Genomic DNA, 18,945 nt, shown 5'->3' with positions numbered 1-18,945 from the left:
CATCGCAAACATTTAACCCACAGAAGACGGTGAAATCTGCGGTAGAGCAGACAAACTCCTTGCAAGCGCGCACCGCTAACCGGCAGATTTGCGGCTAACAACTGAGAATCAGATCAGAAGTTGGCAAAGTTTCCGGGGGAGGTTTGAATGCGCTCGACCGTCAGCAAGGCAATCATCGCTGCACTTCTGTGTACGCCGCTCGCCATGGGCGCGTATGCGCAGGACGGTGCCGATGAAGCAGCGACGCAGGTCGAAGCTGCTGCACCCGCCAGCAGCGCCAAGCCGCAGGCCGAGTGCCCCGGCAATCCCAATCCGCTAGGCGTTTCGCGCACGGTACAGATCGACACCACGGGCGCGCCCGGCTTCGGCTTCCAGCATTACAAGATGTATGACTTCCTGCAGCCCAAGGAAGTTGTTCTTACCTTCGACGACGGCCCACTGCCCAATCGTACCACGGCCATCCTCAAGGCGCTGAACGCCGAATGCACGAAGGCGATCTTCTTCTCGGTCGGCAAGGTTGCCGCCGGATATCCCGACATCCTCGCCGAAGTCGCCAAGAGCGGCCACACCATCGGCGGCCACACCATGAACCACAAGGATCTGTCGAAGCTTCCGCTCGACGAGGCCAAGGCAGAAATCGAGCGCTCGTTCAGCGTCATCCGGCGCGCCGTCAATGGGCCTACGGCGTCGTTTTTCCGGTTCCCATTTTTGCGCCACTCCAATGACACATTGCAGTACCTGGCGGACCGCAATGTGGCCGTGTTCTCAACCGATATCGACAGCTTCGACTATAAGGGCGGCACGGCCAAAGCCCTGGTGAAGCGGATCATGGCGTCGCTGGATAAGCAGGGCAAAGGCATCCTGCTGATGCACGACATCCAGCCCCATACGGCGGCAGCAATGCCTGACCTGCTGAAGCAGCTTAAGGCTGGCGGCTACAAGATCGTGCACATGACGGCCAAAGATCCTATCCAGACCCTGCCGGAGTATGACGAGCTGGTCGCCAAGGACATGAAGGGCATGCCCACGGTGCTGACGGATCGGCCCATGAACTCCGTTATCAAGACGATCGACGGCGAATAATCGGCGACGCCACGATCACGTTGCACGCAAGCTCACGGCGCCGGTGAACCGACAAAGCTAATCACAGGCGTCGCGATGCTGCCCCGAAATCTCACTGCAATCACTGCTACGGCTGCGGCCCTGCTTTTCAGCCTGGCCGTACCGCTGCCGGCTTACGCCCAGCAGCAGACCGCAGCAGCTACCTGCTCGGCTGACGATTTTGCCGCTGCGGTGGATCGCTCGGGCGCATCGCTGCGGACGTTCAACGGTGAAGTGCTGCCGAAGATCCAGGACAAGATCCGCCAGCTCGGCGCCAAGCGCGGCTGGAACGAGGCCGACAGCGAGGAAAAGGCACTCAGTGCTTTGCGCGATGCGCGCACGGAAAAGCTCGATGCCGATGCCGAGGATCTGATCACCAAGATCGACATGCTGGGCCGCCCGCCCGAGAACGCCCCGCTCGATTGCAGCAAGCTGACTGAGCTTGAGGCTGCCGGGCTTGAGCTGCTCGGCGTCATGAAGGCGAAGTCCAGCTACACGCTCGAAAAGCTCGATGCCGCGATCGCCGGCGGCGCCGCCGGCGATAAAAAGGTTGCAGCCGGCCAAACACCTGCAGCTTCACCGGCGCCAGCCGCACCGCGCGCAACCGAAACGCCTGCCGCAACAACAGCCCCGACTGCCGAACAGGGCGCACCGCCCAAGCCAGTCGCAAAATCCAAGGCCCAGAACTGGGCGGCGCAAACCACGCCTCAAACGCCGCACGCGCTGGACACGCTGCGCGTTGGGCCATCCGTGCCAACGATGGAGCCCAGTGCCGGCCTTGCGATGCTGGAGCCATTGCCGCCGGAGGAACAGGGCTACGACATCGACGAAATCCGCGAGATCACGCGCGGCTTCTTCGGCACCATCTCCACCGAGCTTGGCAGCGTCATCGAATACGCGTTCTCGAGCGCGGGCCGCCCATCCGGCTACGTGCTGGGCACCGAAGGCGGCGGCGCGTTTCTGGCCGGTGTGCGCTATGGCAGTGGCACGCTCTACATGCGCTCGGGCGGCAGCAGCAAGATCCATTGGCACGGGCCTTCGATCGGCACCGACTTCGGCGCCGCCGGCTCGCGCACGATGTTCCTGATCTACCGCGTGCATCAGCCCGACGATCTTTATCGCCACTTCACCGGCATCGACGGCTCGGCCTATCTGATTGGCGGCGTGGGCATCACGTTCCTGAAGGGCGGCCAGGTCATGATGGCGCCGATCCGCACCGGCCTCGGCCTGCGTCTGGGTGCAAGCATCGGCTACATCCGCTTCACGCCGCGCCCGACTTGGAATCCGTTCTAAGAACGGGCCCATCGACGCCGATCCACCTTTGCAAATGAGGGGAAGCGGCGGACGCAATTACTGCGGCCGCTTCTGAAATTCTACTGCTTTCCGAAAGCCGTTGCCCCGCGCTTTCGCCCGCGCAGGTCAGAAGTACGCCGGGTGTGGTCGGTACTGGCACCTGATATTGGCCGCCGCCACTGCCCGGCTGAAGCGCGATCATGGAAGCTTCCTGAGACCGATGGTTCACGCTTCGTACGGATAGGGTCCGAAGCGATCATGGTCTCGCGCCAATCGTCTTGCCGACATACGCGCTCGGCGGCCGGCTCCCCGAAGGGGTTCCGCCGAGCGCCAGAAAAGAAGATCGGGATCCGCGCCAGCTTCAACCTTTGATCGGCCGAAGTATCATGCGCGGCCCCAACAGAGCATCCTTCTAGCAGGGCGGGCGAAGCAGCCGCTTACCAGAACAGACCGCCGCCGCCGTACTGCTGCTTCTGCTTGCTCTTGGCCTTGGTTTTCGCCTTCGGTGCCTGCTGCGAGTAGCCAAACAGGCCGCCACCGTTCCACTGCTGCGGCTGGGCGTAACGCTGTTGCTGCTGCTTGCGGGCCACCGCCGGAGCCGACGAAGCTGGCACCTTGCCGTGCACCGTCACGCGGGTCATTTCGCGACCGTGCTTCTGCACCAGATCGTAAAACACCTTGGCGTTCTTCGGGTGGGACCGGATGCAGCCGTGCGACGCCGGACGCCCAAGGTTGCGCAGATCGTTGGTGCCATGCACGGCGATGCCGCGATTGAAGAACACCGAATAGGGCATCGGCGAATTGTAATACTGCTTCGAGTAGTGCATCCGCGCCGTGTAGTGCGGCGTGTGGGTGCCCGTAGGCGTCAGATGGCCGTGACGACCGGATGAAATCTTCCAGCTCGCGATGACGCCGTTCTTGTCGGAGACGGTCATCGTCTGCTTGCCGAGATCGATCGACGCAAACAGCGTCGGCTGCGGAGGTGGCAATGCTGCTGCCGGTGCTTCCGCAATATCCTCGCCATCCCGCGCAACCGCCGGAGGCAGGGCCGCATCAAGCGCCTGATGTTGAACATCCGGGCGCACCGCATCAATCGCTTCAACCGGATCAGCAGCGGCAACCTGCATTTCCGGGGCCGCTGATGCTGTTGAAACCACACTCACAGCCGCGAGGACCGCAAACACTGCCGCAACCGAACGCATTGCTCTCACCTACTCCTGAAACTGAACACTCAAAGCCTCGCACCAGAATAGATGGTGAATGATGCAGAAAGCTTAATTCTGACCGCTGTTTATCGTCTCATGCGCAGAACGCATGTTAACCGCAGAGCACCTGCGGGCCTCGGTCAACTACACTGCGGGCCCGCGAAAGTTGCAGCTCCCTACCCACGCCAGCATTCCTTGATTGACAGCCAAGCTCAACCGCTCACCCTGCAATTCACCATTGCTGGCGGCATTTCCCGCGATTGCTGTAGCCCTGTTGCAGCACTTTGACAGTCGATCCGGCGCCGAAGGCAATCGGGCTGACGCACACGCGCGTTGCTGCCCGCGGGCGAGCAGGTCGCTAAATTCGCGACGATCAAAATTAGTTGAACAGGAACTGGAAGAACGTCTTCGGCTTGGCTCGCTGTTGCTGCTGGCGCCTCTGGCGACGCTGCTCCTGCTCCGCCGCCCGCACCTGCGCGTTGCGCAGCATGAACTCGTCCGTCGCGCCGTCCACACTGGCCACCACGACGCGGTCGTTCTGCCAGGTCCAGTTCGCGACCTTGTCGCCTTCACGGTGCGGCTCGATGCCGATCACCGAGTTGGCCTGCAGATCGAGGATAGCTACCTGCTCCGTCGGCGCCGGCCCGGTCTCACTGGCTATCGCACCGGCGGAAAACCGCAGGATGGCAATGCCGCGCAGCGGCGGCTTCTTGATTTCGAATTCCAGCAGCTTGGGCGTACCCGCACCGGCCATTTCCAGCGGAATGCGAAGGCGGCGGTAGCGCTCGCTCACCGCATAAAACTGCGAGCCACGCTGCACCACCCGCCAGACGTCGACCCCTGCGTCAGCAATTTCGCGATCTTCCGCATCGGCGCCATCGGCACCCAGACGCGTCAGCGCATCGGACGCAAGCTTCAGGCGCGGTTTGGCCGCCAGCGCCTTCTTGTAGTCGGCCACCGCCAGCTCGACGCGGCCCTGCGCTTCCTCGATCTCCGCCTTGGCCCACAACACTTCCGCGCCATCGGGATCGATCTTGGCCGCCGTCTCGGCATCCTTCAGGCCGACATCCGTCTGCCCGCTCATCTTGTAGACGACCGCGCGATAGGCGAACGCCAGCGCCCCGCGCGGATCAAGCTCAATCGCCCGGTTGAGATCGGCGAACGCCAGATCAAACGACTGGGTCAGGCCGTAAGCGAGGCCCCGCTCGGCATAGCCGCGCGCCATGGCCGGGGCGAGCGTGATGGCGTGCGAATAGTCCTTCAGCGCCGCCGCTGCGTTGTCCGAGGCAAGATAGGCCTGCCCGCGCAGCAGATATAGTTCCGGATTGCTGACGTCGAAGGCGATGGCGCGGGACAGATCCTCGATCGCATCGCCCATACGCAGAATGTCGAGCTTGGCTTCGGCACGATTGCGATAGGCCGCCGCAAACCGCGGATCGGACGTCACGGCGCGGGAAAAATCACGGATGGCGGCATGGGGCCGGCCCGCTGCCATGTGCACCCGCCCGCGACCAGCCAGCGGAGCTGCAGCTTGCGGCATCAGGCGCACGGCGGCGGTGTAATCGCGCAGAGCCTCGCTGTGGTCGCCGTCCTTGGCCAGCGCACCGGCGCGATTGGACAGCGCAGCCGCATAACCCGGCGCCAGCACGATGGCGCGGTTGAAATCCTTGATGGCTTCTTCGGTATAGCCCAGCGCCAGCAGCAGATTGCCGCGATTGTTGTAGATCGCCGCATATTCGGGAAAAAGCTGCGCAGCCCGATTGAAATCGTCAATCGCAAGCTTGGTCTGGCCAAGGCGCGCATAGGCTACGGCGCGATCGTTCAGCAGCGTGGCCCGGCGATCGTTCGTCAGCCCGGCATCTTTCAGTGCGTCCGTGTAACCGACAACGGCCTGACCGGCATCGCCACGCACCAACGCTGTGGCGGCGTCCTGCGCCTTCAAACCCGTTTCCGCCGGAGCGGCCAGAGCGCCAGCGCCAACAGCAGGCAACAGGGCGCAAGCCATCAGGGCCCGTCGAAACATTCGCCTCTCGCAGATCGAGATTGTGCCACCGGCAGCCAAGCGCCGCCCATCGAATCCAGACTAGAGTGCTTCCGGAAAAGTGGGAACCGGTTTTCCGACAAGAAGCACGAAACGGTGCAAGGCTCCAGCGCGCCGATAGCATCGCGCCAAGCCTTTCAGGACAAATAGGCGGCGATTGTGGCGCCGGATTGGTGCTTCGTATGCGTCTCAGGGCACCGGATCGATCAAGCCGCGCAAAACCTGCGGCAGACGGTCAGGCAGATCCTCCGCAATCAGCCCAGGCCCGAACGCCGCTGCAGCCGCGCCATGCAGCCAGACCGCCGCGCTGGCCGCTTCGAACGCCGGCATCCGTTGCGCCAGCAGACCGACGGTGAAACCGCCCAGCACGTCACCCGCCCCGGCCGTTGCCAGCCATGGCGGCGCGTTATCATTGATCGCCACACGGCCATCGGGCGCGGCGATCACGGTGTCCGGCCCCTTCAGCACGATGACCGCACCGGACCGAGCCGCCGCTTGTCGCGCCCGTTCCGGCTTGGCTGCGGAGACTAGATCGGGGAACAGCCGCTGGAACTCGCCATCGTGCGGTGTCAGCACCACGGGCCGCTCGGCAATGCTGGCGATGGCGGCAAACAGCTCGGCCTGATGGCCGGCGAAAGATGTCAGCGCATCGGCGTCGAGAACTGTGGCCGCACCGGCGGCCAGAGCGGCCTCAACCAGCGCGCGGGTTTCCTCGCCGACGCCCAGCGCCGGACCCAGCAGCACAGCGTTCTTGCGCCGATCGGCCAGAATGCCGGACAGACCTTCCGGACCTGAAAACGGCAGCAGCATCACGGCGGTGAGCTGCGAAGCATTGACGATCAGGGCGTTTTCCGGACTGGCCAGCGTCACCAGGCCCGCGCCAGCCCGCAGCGCACCGCGCGCCCCGAGCCGGGCCGCTCCCGTGTGCGCCGCAGCTCCCGACACAACCAACGCATGGCCGCGTCCGTATTTATGACCCTCAAGCCTTGGCCACGGAAACGCATCGCGCCAAAGGTCCGGGCCGTTCGCCCAGGTTTTGCTGGCGATCCGGTCCAGCACCTCCGGCGGCGTGCCGATATCATGCACCGTCACGCCGCTACACAACGCCCGCCCCGGCATCAGCAGATGCCCCGGCTTGCGGCGGAAGAAGGTGACCGTATGGGAAGCGCGCACAACCGGGCCAAGCGGTTGCCCGGTATTGCCATCAAGGCCGCTCGGCACGTCCACCGCCAGCACCGGGACAACAGAACCATTGAGCGCCGCGATCGCCTCCGCAGCGGTGCCGGTGACCTGCCGGTCCAGCCCGGCGCCGAACAGCGCGTCAATGATCAGGTCGGCGCCAGCAATTGCGTCCGCCGTGAGGGGGACGATCTCCCCCGCCCAGCGCGCGGCCATTTCGGCGGCATCGCCCTTGAGCGCCGCCATATTGCCCAGCAGCGCAACCCGAACTTCCAATCCGGCATCCTGCAACAGCCGGGCAGCGACAAAGCCGTCGCCACCGTTGTTGCCGGGCCCGCACAACACCGCTATCCGCCCCGCACCACCCGGGAGCAAAAGCCGGGCCTGCTCCGCCACGCCCGCACCCGCGTTTTCCATCAGCGTCAGGCTTGGCACGCCCAGTTCCACCGCCAGATGGTCGGCACGGCCCATCTCTTCGGTGCTCAAAAGCACACCTTGGCTGCGTCCGCCGCCCAAGGAATGAGCGCCTTGCATCGACATTAAAGTGTTGGTCACCGGCTCTGACTACTTTTCATGCACGATGCCTGTTTGATAGGCACTCATGCCGTTGTTTTTGACCGCGGCTTGCCGAAGCAAACACATAACAGATTGTGTTTTCAGCATTTTTTACATGGCGCTTGAACTGGCACGCACCGTGCTAACTCTTGGCCGTTCACGCAAGCCGCCCTTGCTGGAAATGACATAACGCGAAGGGGCCAAGGGTCATGAAGAAGATCGAAGCGATCATCAAGCCATTCAAACTCGATGAAGTGAAGGAAGCCCTGCAGGAAATCGGCCTGCAAGGCATCACCGTACTCGAAGCGAAGGGCTTCGGTCGCCAGAAAGGGCATACGGAGCTGTACCGCGGCGCCGAATATGTCGTGGACTTCCTGCCGAAAGTGAAAATCGAGGTCGTCCTCGCCGACGAACTCGTCGACAAGGCGGTCGAGGCAATCCAGAAGGCCGCCAAAACCGGCCGCATCGGCGACGGCAAGATTTTCATCTCGACGATCGACACCGCCATCCGCATCCGCACCGGCGAAACCGGCGGCGACGCGATCTAACCCGTATCCCGACTATCCCGACGAACCGGGCAGCCAGCGCCCGTTCATCCATCAAACGCACTGAAGACGCCGTCAAAACGGCACTCAAATAGGGGAACTCCCATGCAGACCGTGAGTGATGTCCTGAAGACGATCAAGGATAAGGACGTCAAGTTTGTCGATTTCCGCTTCACCGACACCAAGGGCAAGATGCAGCACGTGACTGCGCACGCCTCGACGGTGGACGAGGATGTGTTTGCCGATGGCTATGCTTTCGACGGTTCGTCGATTGGCGGCTGGAAGGGCATTGAATCCTCCGACATGCTGCTGATGCCGGATGCAAGCTCCGCCCACATTGACCCATTCTTCGCCCAGTCGACGCTCGCCGTATTCTGCGACGTGCACGAGCCTTCCACCGGCCAGTTCTATGACCGCGACCCGCGCGGCATCGCCAAGAAGGCCGAGGCTTATCTGAAGTCCACCGGTCTGGGCGACACCATCTTCATGGGCCCGGAAGCCGAGTTCTTCATCTTCGACGACGTGCGCTTCACCTCCGACCCGTACAACACCGGCTTCCGCGTCGACTCTACCGAGCTGCCGACCAACACCGGCACCCAGTATGAAATGGGCAACCTCGGCCACCGTCCGCGCATGAAGGGCGGTTACTTCCCGGTGCCGCCGATCGACAGCTGCCAGGACATCCGTTCCGAGATGATCTCGGTGCTGGTTGAAATGGGCGTTTCGGTTGAAAAGCACCATCACGAGGTGGCCGCTGCCCAGCACGAACTCGGCATCAAGTTCGGCCCGATGGTCACCATCGCCGACCACATGCAGATCTATAAGTATGTGACGCACATGGTCGCCCAGGCCTACGGCAAGTCGGCTACGTTCATGCCGAAGCCTGTGTTCGGCGACAACGGTTCGGGCATGCACGTCCACCAGTCGATCTGGAAGGAAGGCAAGCCGACCTTCGCTGGTGACCGCTATGCCGACCTGTCGGAGAACGCGCTGTTCTACATCGGCGGCATCCTCAAGCACGCCAAGTCGCTCAACGCCTTCACCAACCCGACGACGAACTCTTACAAGCGTCTGGTGCCGGGCTACGAGGCCCCCGTGCTGCTCGCCTACTCGGCGCGCAACCGCTCCGCTTCGTGCCGCATCCCGCACGTATCGAGCCCGAAGGCGAAGCGTTTCGAAGTGCGCTTCCCCGACCCGATGGCCAACCCGTACCTGGCCTTCACGGCCATGCTGATGGCTGGCATCGACGGCATCCTCAACCGGATCAATCCGGGCGACCCGATGGACAAGAACCTTTACGACCTGCCGCCGGCTGAGCTTGCCAGCATCCCGACCGTGTGCGGCAGCCTGCGTGAAGCCCTCGACTCCCTCGACGCCGACCGCGATTACCTCAAGGCTGGCGGCGTGATGAGCGACGACATGATCGACGCCTACATCGATCTGCGCATGGCTGAAAATCAGCGCTATGAAATGACGCCGCATCCGGTCGAGTACGACATGTACTACTCGCTGTAACAGGCGCCGACCGTCAGGTTGCAAATACGTAAGAAGGCCCGGAAGCAATTCCGGGCCTTCTTTTTATGTCCGGTTTTTTTTATGACCGCGTTCAGGCCGCTTATACGTAGATGATGACGCCGATCAGAATGGCCGCCAGGCCCAGCAGAAGTAGCCGGTGCGCCTGATTGGCGATCCATCCGGCGGTGCGGCGCGCGATGTCCACCCAGGAAATCCGGGCGATCAGCGCGATCACGACACCCAGCGCCAGACCAGCCAGCACAGAGCGATAATCCAATCCCGGCGCCGCGAAATCGAAGCGATCAAAAAACTGCATCAGCTCCGCGCCGCGCGTTGTGTCGGCCGGTGCAGCCATGATGATGGCGGCCATTATCAGCCCTACCGCCAGCAACGAAATCAGATTCAAAACAGACCGCATCGACCACCTGCGAGGTAACACTCGGTCGGAGAATAGCGGTGCGGGTTTCAACAATAGCTTAACCATGCCGGGCCACAGCCCCCGCATTCTGCCCGGCTATTTAAATGCGACTTGATCAGATTCATCGATACGCAATTGGCCTAGAATAATTTTAAGGCTGCCGGCGCTCCAACAATAATAAGCGCAATCGGATCTCCTCAATTAGCGGAGTTATCGAGCGTCAATGCCTCTCACTCTTTCAAAAGAACATCTGTTCGCGATTCTCAACGCCCTTCCAATGCCGGTGTCCTGGGCGAGCCTCGACGACGAGCGCATCAAATTCATGAACGATGCGTTTACCAAGACGTTTGGCTACAAGGCGTCGGAATTCGACACCATTACCGACTGGATCGTTCGCGCCTATCCGCGTCCGGAAGATCGCGAGATCTCGAAGGAAAAGTGGGGCAACGTCTGGACCAACAGCAACAATGGCGTTTCCGACATCGATCAAACTGAAGTCGATATTCTGTGTGCCGATGGCAGCGTGAAGACCGCGCAGATCCGCGGCATCCTGCTTCACGATCTGAATATCGCCATAGCGCTGTTTGAAGACATATCGGAGCAGCGCAGCACCGAAACGCTACTGCGCCGCGTCGCACTTGAAGACCCCCTCACCGGCCTCCCCAATCGCCGCGCGCTTGAACAGCATTGGGCGCGGATCACGGCCAATCCCGATCCAGACCTCACCGCCATGCTGCTGATCGACCTTGATGGCTTCAAAGCCATCAACGACACGCTGGGTCACGACGCGGGCGACGAAACCTTGAAGATTGTCGCCAAGCGCCTCACGGACAGTGTCCGCAGCGGCGACCTTGTTTGCCGAATGGGCGGCGACGAATTTGTCGTGTTGCTGAGCGGTCTCAAAATTCCCGATCAGGTCGAGCAGGTCTGCTGGCGCATCCAGACCGAACTGACGCGTCCCATGAATCTGATGTCGCGACCGGCAACCGTCGGCGCCAGCATCGGCGCCAGTCTGGCCCCGCAGGACGGCAAAGACCTGCGCTCGTTGCTCAAGTGCGCCGACGAGGCGCTGTACCGCCGCAAGGTCGACCGCAAAGGTGGCTGGGAGTGGTTCAAGAAACCGATGGCCGCCTGAGCTTTTTTCATTGAGCCCAGCGGACTCCCTCCAGAGAACCGGCCGCCGGCCTCTGAGCCCGCGCCGATGCACCCAACATGGGCAGGTAATCGGCCGACCGCGCCCGGCCACCTACGCGCATTCCTCCGCATTCTGAGCCATTTCTTGGCCCGCTAAGGCCCCGGACTTATGGCTAAAACATCATATCAACCGTTAGCCGTATCTATCCATAATATTTGGAAAAAATTCACTATATGCGTGCCAGCTTAAGAATGCAGATCGCACTTTTGTTGCGATTATTCAGGGATCTGCGCCCTGACAGTTGAGTATTTGCGTGATCGTGGGGGCACAACAGACGCTGTTTCCTGGCTGAACGGGTCATGGATCCATTCAAAAGCAGAGACAGCGGGACAGCAAGCGGAGTAACGCCATGCGGGCAAACACGTCCTCGGATCGTGACAGCATCGACCCGGCGGAAAATTTTCTGCAGGTTCTCGATCAGTTTGCCGCCCTGCGCAGCTATGCAGGCGCGCAGCCGACGATTGGCGGCTACCGGGTGCTCGCTTCCGCCAAACCGCAGCGCGCCGCGAACTGGATGGAACGGCTGGCTGACCGGCTGGGCGGCACTCCCTCATGGCTGCTGGAGCGGTTCCGCGACGCTGCACCCGTGACAGCCGAGCGCCTGGAACCTGCCATTTCTGCCATACGCGAGCGGATTGTCCTGCACGGTTCAGCGATCGCATCGCTTGCGGTTGCCGGTGGTGGGCGCCTGCGGACCAGCGGCTTCCTCTCGGTTCTGCTCATCGGTGGACTTGCCGTCGCGGTTCTTTCCGGACCTTCGAGTTGCGCATGCTCAACGCCGTTTGAGCAGGCGGATCTCGATCGCATGGACTACATCCAGAACGCGGCCTTCATTGACACGCGCGACAGCGGCGCTGCCCCACCCTATCCGCCCGCCTCGCCGGACGATCTGGCGTTTCTTGCCAGCGATCGCCCGTTGAAGGAACGCGAGCCGACTGTCACCGCATCGCTAGCGCAGGGCATTGACGCCACCGACCGCGAACCTGCGGCCGCGCCCACGACCCAAGCGCGCCATGCCGAAGCCGCTGCCCCTCAAAGCACAGCAGCAATTGCCGATGTAACGTCGGCTCAATCAACACCGGCAGCAGCCGACGCATTGCCGGAAGCGCCGCTCACTGTCGCCGCGCTGGCAGATAGCCACGACGACAGCGCCGGTTCCGATCACGCTGCAGCCTCCGAAAATAACGCTGATGCTGCCGCCGAAAGAAAATCGCGCCGCGATACCAGCGCAAAATCGGATGATGACGACGACGACCGGCGTCATGCCCGCTCAAGCCGCAAGCGCGGCGCAATTCGCGCCTATCGCACGCCGGTGCATCAGGTGAAGCGTCAGCGCAAAAAGAAAGTGACGAACGCGCATCTGGCGCAGCGCGCACCGGCCTGGGCTCAGCAGATGTACGCCACCACCTGGCACTCGCAGGCATTCTCTTACAACCGTTGATCGCGTCTGCGTCTGCGTTGTGACTGCTGCCGCTCGCCCATGGTCCCGGCATCTGCGCATCGCCTTGGCCATGCCACAGGAACGCTGCATGCAACATGCCATGCAGTATCCAACGCCATGCCGCTTCGCCCTGTTCGCCACTCTGATGCTGGCGTCACTGACGCCCTCAGCACCCACCATTGCAGCGCCGGGTTTTGCCTGGCCGCACACGGCTGACGCGACAACACTCGCGCAAGCTGTTCCACCACCTGCCGGCTTCGTGCGAGTGCCTGCTCCTGCTGCCAGCTGGGCCACATGGTTGCGCGGTTTGCCGATGAAGCCGCCGGGCACGCCGGTGCAAACCTTCACCGGCGCCAACAAATGGCGGCAGGATGTGCACGCGGCGGTGATCGATATCGATGTCGGCAAGCGCGACCTGCAGCAATGCGCCGATGCCATCATGCGCCTGCGTGGCGAATGGCTGTTTGGGCAGGGGCGCAAGCGCGACATCCGCTTCAACAATACCGAAGGCAAGCCCCTCGCCTTTTCCGCCCGGAACGACCAGGGCTACCCGTCATTCCGCAAATACATGGACTATGTGTTTGCCTATGCCGGCACCTACTCGCTGGAGCGCGAGTTGAAGCCCGTTCCGCTGGCCGAAATCGCCATCGGCGACGTGTTCATAAAAGGCGGCTTTCCGGGGCACGCCGTGCTGGTGGCCGACATGGTGGAAAATCCTGGCACCGGCGAAAAGCGCTTCCTGCTGCTGCAAAGCTATATGCCGGCGCAGAACATCCATGTGCTGCGGAACATGCACATGGTGGGCGCAACGGCCAATAATTCTGCCGCCGATCGCCCCGCCAACGAAAACGCCGCCGATGGCTCACCGTGGTATCCGGCAGCCTTCGACGGCGAATTGATTACGCCTGAATGGACGTTCTCGCGTCAGTCGCTGCGGCGCTGGCCCTGAGCAAACGCCCACAGCACAGCGGCGCACGCTCTCCCACCATCACTGTGGGAGCGCGCCGCAACCAGCCGCAAGCGGCCTATGCGATCAACGAATGATCAGCAGCGAAGCGAAGGCGGCCGCAACAAATGTCACCAGGCCACCGGCTATCGGACCCTGCACCGTTGCGTCGATCATCATCTGATGCAGCGCCAAACCAAGGCCGCCCAGACCAACAACGATCAGCACCACGCCGACAAGAAATCCCAAGGTCCCGCTCATTATCGCTTCTCTCCCATTCGTTCGCCGGGCTGTGCCGGCTTCTTTTCGGGGCGCTGACGCAGAGCCTCCCCGTTCCCCAAGTGAGAAGCAGTATCAATAGAATCGTGACCAGCACAACAGTTGCTTGACGCGCATCAGGCTGGGCGTGGTCAAACCACGCGCCAGCGTCGTCAGGCAGGTCGGCGGGAAGCCGTAAATTACTGTTGTGGCGCAGCGGGTTCCTGCGGTGCGGTGTGATCGTGATCGGCCGGTGCCGGCGCATCAGCTTCAGCCGGCGCAGGTGCGGGCTCAGGAATGATGTCGGCCGCCGGCGGCTGCGGGCCAACGTTATCCAGCGGGCGAACCGCAACATAGAACGCCGTCGCAGCCAGCAGCATCGCAATCACCGACACCACCACTACGGTCGACCGTTTCGCGGCCAGCACCAGCGACGGCTTGATCAGGCCAAGCACCAGATAAAGAACGATAATGACAAATGCGAGCTGGAAGGACCAGGACGAGTATTCAAGCAGCTGTTCGTGCATGGCGGGCCTTTTTGTCGGCGAGGCTTCAGACGGGACGGCGCATAATGCCCGCTCCGACTTAAGGTTTTGCCAATCCCGCCGACAGCCGCACAGGTTGCAACCGCAGCATTACCCCGTCACACACTCACCGCATGAAGCTGCAGCGTCAGACCGCGGATTTGCAGTCCGCTGCGCTCATCACAATCCCCGTGCTCATCACTCCGCATCGGCATCGGCTATCGCCTGCGGCAACGCCGCTGCGAACACGTCGAGATCAGCGTCGGTGCCGCAGCTCACGCGGATGCAGCGATCCAGCCCCGCCGTCCCCGGCATGCGGGCAAACACATCGCGCGCCAGCAATCCGTCCAGCACCCGCCGGGCATAGGCACCATCGCGACCGCAATCCATCGCAACGAAGTTGGCGCCCGACGGCAGCGGCTGCAATCCGTTGCGCAGCGCGATGTCGCCAAGCATGCCGCGCGCACGGTCAATGCGGCCGACGACATCGGCCAGGTATGCCTGATCGCCAAGCGCCGCCAGCGCGCCGATCTGGCCAACGCGGTTGATGCCGTAGTGATTGCGCACCTTCTCGAACTGCGCGATCAGCCCTGCCTCCCCCACCGCATAGCCGATGCGCGCGCCCGCCAGCCCGTATGCCTTTGAGAACGTGCGCATGCGGATGACCTGCGGATTACTGACATCGAAAGCTAGCGGCTGCATCGCCGTGGCAGTGTCGCAATAGGCTTCATCGAGGCACAGCAGCAGCCCGTCCGGCAACGCCGCAATCAGCTCCTGCAGCTTGTCGGCCTGCCAGACCGATCCCATCGGATTATCCGGATTGCACACGTAGAGCAGGCGCGCATCCTCGGCGATGGCGGCATCGAGCAGCGCGCTGAGATCCTGCCGGTCATCGCGATAGGACACCCGCACCAGACGGCCACCGGCCGCTGCCACATGGAAGTTGAATGTCGGATAGGTGCCGTTGGACGTCACAACCGTGTCGCCGGGGTCAATTGTCAGCTTCACCGTCAAGCCCAGCAGGCCGTCGATGCCCTCTCCCACCACGATGTTCGCGCGATCAACACCGTGGAACCGGGCCAGCGCCTCGCGCAGTTCAAAGCTTTCCGGATCGGCATACATCCAGTTGCCGGCAGCCGCTTCCGCCATCGCAGCGATGGCGCGCGGCGATGGACCGAACACGTTTTCATTGGCGCCGATGCGTGCCCGGAACGGCTTCCCGCGTGCCCTCACCAGCGCCTCCGGGCCGACAAACGGCACCATGGCGGGCAGGCTTTCAATCAACGGGGTCAGGCGCGGCTTGGCCATGGTGGTGCGTGCTCCGCAAATCGGATGGATGCTGCACCTAGATCTCAGAGCAAGCCCAGCGCCGCAAGCTCCCGTCGCATGGCATCCGGCATATCGTCGTCGATGCTGCCAGATGCAGCGAGATCAGGTGGCGCATCATCGGCGGCAAGATAGCGCCAACCCTGGAAGGCACGGCGTGGCACCGGACGCACGGGCACCAGTTCCGGATCGAGCAGGATGTGGCAGGCAGCCCGGCCATCGGGCCGCGTGCCCGCTTCCAGTCCCAGCAGACGCTGGCGCACCTGCACCGTGCCCTTGATCACCCAGTACAGCGAGCCGCCATCCAGCAACTCGGCATCGCGCTTCGGCGACTGGAAGGTTGAGTGCACAATGCGGGGCTGCAGCCCCTTGCCCTTCTGCTCCGCCACGCGCGCCTGCTGCCAGTCGGCCAGCTCTTCAATGCTGTCGACGCCAACGCACAGCTTGATGAGATGCAGAGCCACCCGTCACGCTCCAGGGAACCGTCCGACGCTCACTTCGCGGTGCAGCTGCCGGTGTACTGCGCGATCACCGGCTGGCCCAACACACCGAAATGGCGCGAATGGACGGCCGGATAAACGCCGCTGGTCTCGTCCTTGTCGTAGACGGTCGTCAGATTGAGGAAGCCTTCGTTGACGACCTCAAGGAAGTGATTGGCGTTGATGGCGCGCACGATCTTCAGTTCGCCCGGCGCTGCCGCTCCATCCGCCTGCAACTTGGCCGACTGCTTTTCGAGATCGATGTCGGCAATGGTGAAGCCCATCGCCTCGGGCGCCTTGTCCTTGAACGCACCGTTTTCGAAGGTCCACGATGTGCCCTTGGCGAAGGTGCACACATAACCGCCAGGCTCATTTTCAGCGCCGGCGGCCGCTGGCAGGATCATGGCGAGCGCCAGCCCCATCAGCAATGACTGACCGAAAACAGAAGTCTTGATGTGCATATACCCATCCCGCGCGCCGATGTGCGTCCTTGAAGCGGCGCCATTCAAGCCCGGCCCCTCGCGCTAAGCAACCGGTTCATAAAACTATTGGATTGCGGCCCAGCGCCGCTAGGCGCGCCCTTAATCCGCCCCTATTAATACGCGATAAACGGCCCTGAGCGGGGGAATGATGCGGCTGGGACGAATACGGGCATTGGCCGTGATGGCAACCGCGCTTCTGTGCGGATGCGCCGGCTCGCCTTCCGCACCCGGTCCCTCACTGGCCAGCGACATTCCACCCGCTTCCGCTGACAGTATCGTAACAGGCTCGGTTCCCCCTTCTCCCGGCTATCAGCTCACCGCCGAGGAACTCAGCTTCGACTGCCGCAAGCTGACCGGCACCATGCAGATCCGCATCATGCAGTTGCGCGGCTATAATCCCGATGCGCAACCCTCAGCCATCGCCCGTGGCATTCGCAGCGTCACAACGCCGATCTGGGGCGGCACGCGCGAAGGGCTGGACCCCGACGCGCAATACAGTCGCGAACGGGCGATGCTGGACGCCTACAACGAGCGCCTCGCCAGCAAGAACTGCAAGACATTCAACATCGCGGCGGCGTTGGCCGACACATCGGGCGCAACCCCCGAGCCATTTAAAGCCGCACCGACGAACTAGACCATGATCGCTTCGGTCCTTATCAGGCCGGAGCGTGAAATATCGGTCTCACAAAAAGCTAGACCACCATCGCTTTTGCATCGCGATTCACAGCACCGCCGCCCATCTTTTCGCGCCGATTAGCAGCCCGCCACGTTTCTGGTGTACATGTTGTGCGGTGCAGCCCACGACGGGAATTTCATGTCGAATAGCGAACCAGACAACGCCGCCACCCGCCAGGGAACGCAGCCCGGTCAGCAGCCCGCTGAGCCACCGGCCGAAGATGCGTTGGACAGCGTTGAAATGCAGAGCGATGCCGAAGCGCAGGACGATCGCGATATCGAGCTGCGCCCGAGCTCAGTGCCATGGCCGCCGCTGTTGCTGGCCGGCTTTGCCGCGCTGGCGATCATCCTCGGCTATGCCGCTCCGGTGGAGTGGCCCGGCGTTGACGATACGCCCGCGCGTTTCATCGGACTTGGCATCGGCGTGCTTGGCATCGTGCTCGTCGTTTGGGGCATCGTGACACTTCGCACCCACGACACGACCATGCTGCCCGACGTCGGAGCCACGCATCTCGTCACGTCCGGTCCGTTCTGGCGCTTTCGCAACCCGATCTATCTGGGCGATGCCATGATCCTGCTCGGCGCGGCCGAGCTGACGAAAAACATCTGGCTGGTTGGCGCCGCCGCCGCATTCGCCGCGCTGGTTACGAAACTCGCCATCGTGCCGGAAGAGCGCCATCTGGAACGGCGTTTCGGACAAGCATATCTCGACTACAAATCCAGATCGCGCCGTTGGATCTGAGGCAGGAGGGCATGACTAAAGGCTTCGGTGAAAAGGAACGCACCTTTCTTGATGGGCTCGAAGAAAACACCGGGCGCAATCTGCAACAGTGGATGCACGCGATTGCGCAGAGCGGTCAAACCGAGCGCAACGACATCATCGACTGGTTGCGCCATGAAGGGCTGATGTTCTCGAAAGCGTCGTGGCTGGAGCGTATCCATCACAACGGCGGCCGACCGATTTATGCCGAGGTGGCGAAGGAGGAAGCTCCGCGCCGTCCAGCTGCGCGACGGCGGCGCGAAGTGCTGGCGCCATCGTCTCTGCCCGCAACGCCGGCAACAAACGTAGATGAACAGCCTCCGCGCCAGCCGGTCGAAAGCTCAAGCGCTGCGAGATCCGTTGCCGATGGCCATACTCCGCAGCCGGAGCAACAGCCATCGCAGTCACCTGACCCGACGCCCGAGCGCATCGTTGCTCCACCACGCCTGACTGTCGTGATGGGCGGCGCGGCTGCCGGTTCCGGTTCTGCTTCCAGCACACCACCACCCACGTCCTCTAACGCCGCAGCAACCCGCAGCGCCCCATCGGCAACCGCAACAGGCCCGCGGGACATCGATAGCGTGCTCGCCAAAGCCAAGGCCTATCGCCCGCTCGCGCAGCTTATTCTCGCGCGGATCAAAGGCGCCGTCCCGAAGGCACCGCTGGCCGTTCAGGAAAGCTCGCTGTCGTTCGGCAGCCCCGCGCCGTTCGCCGTTCTGGGCATCACCGGCAAGGAGCTGCGCCTGCATCTGGCGCTCGGCGATCATCCGACGGACGATTTTGTGCGGCGCGGTCAGACCGGCGGCGGGGTTGGCAAGGGCGAAGCGCTTTCCCACATGCTTGTGCTGACGGATGCGCGCCAGATCGACCAGCGGTTCAGCGATCTTCTGGCGCGCGCCTCCGGCACAGCAACCACCTGAAGGCACCGTTATCCGCCGCTAATCCGCGCGCGAACGGGTTCGGACCATTGAAAGGCCCGAATTTGCTGCCCACTGGGGTGACATATG

General features: G+C 62.7%; 19 protein-coding genes. 10 read left to right on the top strand and 9 right to left on the bottom strand.

The window, feature by feature from the left end; genetic code table 11:
* Positions 1–147: 147 nt before the first annotated feature.
* The gene (locus C6Y62_RS14870; protein ID WP_173954574.1) at positions 148–1,083 is read left to right on the top strand and encodes a polysaccharide deacetylase family protein; all 936 of its coding nucleotides are present in this window, start codon (positions 148–150) and stop codon (positions 1,081–1,083) included.
* Between the two features lie 75 nt (positions 1,084–1,158).
* Positions 1,159–2,394, top strand: a complete 1,236-nt coding sequence (locus C6Y62_RS14865) for a DUF1134 domain-containing protein (protein WP_173954573.1) — start codon at positions 1,159–1,161, stop codon at positions 2,392–2,394.
* Between the two features lie 437 nt (positions 2,395–2,831).
* Here C6Y62_RS14865 and C6Y62_RS14860 read toward each other — a convergent pair whose 3' ends face one another.
* The 3 genes from C6Y62_RS14860 to C6Y62_RS14850 form a co-directional block, all read right to left on the bottom strand.
* Positions 2,832–3,596, bottom strand: coding sequence for a L,D-transpeptidase (locus tag C6Y62_RS14860; protein WP_173954572.1), 765 nt, complete (start codon positions 3,594–3,596; stop codon positions 2,832–2,834).
* 382 nt (positions 3,597–3,978) lie between these two features.
* On the bottom strand, positions 3,979–5,622 hold the full coding sequence (locus C6Y62_RS14855) for a tetratricopeptide repeat protein (protein WP_173954571.1): 1,644 nt from the start codon (positions 5,620–5,622) through the stop codon (positions 3,979–3,981).
* A 207-nt stretch (positions 5,623–5,829) separates the two neighbouring features.
* On the bottom strand, positions 5,830–7,359 hold the full coding sequence (locus tag C6Y62_RS14850; RefSeq protein WP_173954570.1) for an NAD(P)H-hydrate dehydratase: 1,530 nt from the start codon (positions 7,357–7,359) through the stop codon (positions 5,830–5,832).
* 224 nt (positions 7,360–7,583) lie between these two features.
* On the opposite strand from C6Y62_RS14850, the gene C6Y62_RS14845 reads away from it, so the two are divergent.
* Together C6Y62_RS14845 and glnA are read left to right on the top strand one after the other, a co-directional pair.
* On the top strand, positions 7,584–7,922 hold the full coding sequence (locus C6Y62_RS14845) for a P-II family nitrogen regulator (RefSeq protein ID WP_068464298.1): 339 nt from the start codon (positions 7,584–7,586) through the stop codon (positions 7,920–7,922).
* A 102-nt stretch (positions 7,923–8,024) separates the two neighbouring features.
* Positions 8,025–9,434, top strand: coding sequence for a type I glutamate--ammonia ligase (glnA, locus tag C6Y62_RS14840; RefSeq protein WP_068464295.1), 1,410 nt, complete (start codon positions 8,025–8,027; stop codon positions 9,432–9,434).
* Positions 9,435–9,534: 100 nt separating this feature from the next.
* On the opposite strand, the gene C6Y62_RS14835 is transcribed toward glnA, so the two are convergent.
* Positions 9,535–9,852 (bottom strand): hypothetical protein, encoded by a 318-nt coding sequence (locus C6Y62_RS14835; protein ID WP_173954569.1) that lies wholly within the window; start codon positions 9,850–9,852, stop codon positions 9,535–9,537.
* Between the two features lie 223 nt (positions 9,853–10,075).
* Here C6Y62_RS14835 and C6Y62_RS14830 point away from each other — a divergent pair, with 223 nt between their 5' ends.
* The 3 genes from C6Y62_RS14830 to C6Y62_RS14820 all read left to right on the top strand — a co-directional run bounded on the left by C6Y62_RS14830 (position 10,076) and on the right by C6Y62_RS14820 (position 13,437).
* Entirely contained in the window at positions 10,076–10,987 is a 912-nt protein-coding gene (locus tag C6Y62_RS14830) for a sensor domain-containing diguanylate cyclase (protein WP_173954568.1), read from the top strand.
* Positions 10,988–11,396: 409 nt separating this feature from the next.
* Positions 11,397–12,488: a hypothetical protein gene (locus C6Y62_RS14825; RefSeq protein ID WP_173954567.1), complete on the top strand. Its 1,092-nt coding sequence runs from the start codon at positions 11,397–11,399 to the stop codon at positions 12,486–12,488.
* Between the two features lie 88 nt (positions 12,489–12,576).
* Positions 12,577–13,437 (top strand): DUF4846 domain-containing protein, encoded by an 861-nt coding sequence (locus tag C6Y62_RS14820; protein ID WP_246274761.1) that lies wholly within the window; start codon positions 12,577–12,579, stop codon positions 13,435–13,437.
* Between the two features lie 84 nt (positions 13,438–13,521).
* On the opposite strand, the gene C6Y62_RS14815 is transcribed toward C6Y62_RS14820, so the two are convergent.
* The 5 genes from C6Y62_RS14815 to C6Y62_RS14795 all read right to left on the bottom strand — a co-directional run bounded on the left by C6Y62_RS14815 (position 13,522) and on the right by C6Y62_RS14795 (position 16,482).
* Complete coding sequence (locus C6Y62_RS14815; RefSeq protein ID WP_173954566.1) at positions 13,522–13,695, bottom strand: hypothetical protein; 174 nt, start codon at positions 13,693–13,695, stop codon at positions 13,522–13,524.
* A gap of 197 nt (positions 13,696–13,892) precedes the next feature.
* A complete protein-coding gene (locus tag C6Y62_RS14810) occupies positions 13,893–14,219 on the bottom strand; it encodes a hypothetical protein (RefSeq protein ID WP_173954565.1) in 327 nt (108 codons plus the stop codon).
* Between the two features lie 195 nt (positions 14,220–14,414).
* Positions 14,415–15,524 carry a pyridoxal phosphate-dependent aminotransferase gene (locus tag C6Y62_RS14805; RefSeq protein WP_173954564.1) on the bottom strand — a complete coding sequence of 370 codons (1,110 nt, stop codon included), beginning with the start codon at positions 15,522–15,524 and terminating at the stop codon, positions 14,415–14,417.
* A gap of 44 nt (positions 15,525–15,568) precedes the next feature.
* Positions 15,569–16,006 (bottom strand): DUF1489 family protein, encoded by a 438-nt coding sequence (locus C6Y62_RS14800; RefSeq protein WP_173954563.1) that lies wholly within the window; start codon positions 16,004–16,006, stop codon positions 15,569–15,571.
* A 29-nt stretch (positions 16,007–16,035) separates the two neighbouring features.
* On the bottom strand, positions 16,036–16,482 hold the full coding sequence (locus tag C6Y62_RS14795; protein WP_246274759.1) for a hypothetical protein: 447 nt from the start codon (positions 16,480–16,482) through the stop codon (positions 16,036–16,038).
* Between the two features lie 202 nt (positions 16,483–16,684).
* On the opposite strand from C6Y62_RS14795, the gene C6Y62_RS14790 reads away from it, so the two are divergent.
* The 3 genes from C6Y62_RS14790 to C6Y62_RS14780 all read left to right on the top strand — a co-directional run bounded on the left by C6Y62_RS14790 (position 16,685) and on the right by C6Y62_RS14780 (position 18,858).
* Entirely contained in the window at positions 16,685–17,137 is a 453-nt protein-coding gene (locus C6Y62_RS14790; protein WP_068464270.1) for a hypothetical protein, read from the top strand.
* A 180-nt stretch (positions 17,138–17,317) separates the two neighbouring features.
* Positions 17,318–17,920 carry a methyltransferase family protein gene (locus C6Y62_RS14785; protein ID WP_246274757.1) on the top strand — a complete coding sequence of 201 codons (603 nt, stop codon included), beginning with the start codon at positions 17,318–17,320 and terminating at the stop codon, positions 17,918–17,920.
* Positions 17,921–17,931: 11 nt separating this feature from the next.
* The gene (locus C6Y62_RS14780) at positions 17,932–18,858 is read left to right on the top strand and encodes a DUF5655 domain-containing protein (protein WP_173954562.1); all 927 of its coding nucleotides are present in this window, start codon (positions 17,932–17,934) and stop codon (positions 18,856–18,858) included.
* Positions 18,859–18,945 lie beyond the last annotated feature (87 nt).

The organism is Hyphomicrobium sulfonivorans, from assembly GCF_013306565.1.
Taxonomy (GTDB): domain Bacteria; phylum Pseudomonadota; class Alphaproteobacteria; order Rhizobiales; family Hyphomicrobiaceae; genus Hyphomicrobium_A; species Hyphomicrobium_A sulfonivorans.
This window is presented reverse-complemented; position numbering and strand designations above follow the sequence as displayed.

Excerpts from the sequence above, each read along its gene's own strand:
- C6Y62_RS14870 (WP_173954574.1), top strand. The coding sequence starts at position 148 with ATGCGCTCGACCGTCAGCAAGGCAATCATCGCTGCACTTCTGTGTACG.
- C6Y62_RS14865 (WP_173954573.1), top strand. The coding sequence starts at position 1,159 with ATGCTGCCCCGAAATCTCACTGCAATCACTGCTACGGCTGCGGCCCTG.
- C6Y62_RS14860 (WP_173954572.1), bottom strand. The coding sequence starts at position 3,596 with ATGCGTTCGGTTGCGGCAGTGTTTGCGGTCCTCGCGGCTGTGAGTGTG.
- C6Y62_RS14855 (WP_173954571.1), bottom strand. The coding sequence starts at position 5,622 with ATGTTTCGACGGGCCCTGATGGCTTGCGCCCTGTTGCCTGCTGTTGGC.
- C6Y62_RS14850 (WP_173954570.1), bottom strand. The coding sequence starts at position 7,359 with ATGTCGATGCAAGGCGCTCATTCCTTGGGCGGCGGACGCAGCCAAGGT.
- C6Y62_RS14845 (WP_068464298.1), top strand. The coding sequence starts at position 7,584 with ATGAAGAAGATCGAAGCGATCATCAAGCCATTCAAACTCGATGAAGTG.
- glnA (WP_068464295.1), top strand. The coding sequence starts at position 8,025 with ATGCAGACCGTGAGTGATGTCCTGAAGACGATCAAGGATAAGGACGTC.
- C6Y62_RS14835 (WP_173954569.1), bottom strand. The coding sequence starts at position 9,852 with ATGCGGTCTGTTTTGAATCTGATTTCGTTGCTGGCGGTAGGGCTGATA.
- C6Y62_RS14830 (WP_173954568.1), top strand. The coding sequence starts at position 10,076 with ATGCCTCTCACTCTTTCAAAAGAACATCTGTTCGCGATTCTCAACGCC.
- C6Y62_RS14825 (WP_173954567.1), top strand. The coding sequence starts at position 11,397 with ATGCGGGCAAACACGTCCTCGGATCGTGACAGCATCGACCCGGCGGAA.
- C6Y62_RS14820 (WP_246274761.1), top strand. The coding sequence starts at position 12,577 with ATGCAACATGCCATGCAGTATCCAACGCCATGCCGCTTCGCCCTGTTC.
- C6Y62_RS14815 (WP_173954566.1), bottom strand. The coding sequence starts at position 13,695 with ATGAGCGGGACCTTGGGATTTCTTGTCGGCGTGGTGCTGATCGTTGTT.
- C6Y62_RS14810 (WP_173954565.1), bottom strand. The coding sequence starts at position 14,219 with ATGCACGAACAGCTGCTTGAATACTCGTCCTGGTCCTTCCAGCTCGCA.
- C6Y62_RS14805 (WP_173954564.1), bottom strand. The coding sequence starts at position 15,524 with ATGGCCAAGCCGCGCCTGACCCCGTTGATTGAAAGCCTGCCCGCCATG.
- C6Y62_RS14795 (WP_246274759.1), bottom strand. The coding sequence starts at position 16,482 with ATGCACATCAAGACTTCTGTTTTCGGTCAGTCATTGCTGATGGGGCTG.
- C6Y62_RS14790 (WP_068464270.1), top strand. The coding sequence starts at position 16,685 with ATGGCAACCGCGCTTCTGTGCGGATGCGCCGGCTCGCCTTCCGCACCC.
- C6Y62_RS14785 (WP_246274757.1), top strand. The coding sequence starts at position 17,318 with ATGTCGAATAGCGAACCAGACAACGCCGCCACCCGCCAGGGAACGCAG.
- C6Y62_RS14780 (WP_173954562.1), top strand. The coding sequence starts at position 17,932 with ATGACTAAAGGCTTCGGTGAAAAGGAACGCACCTTTCTTGATGGGCTC.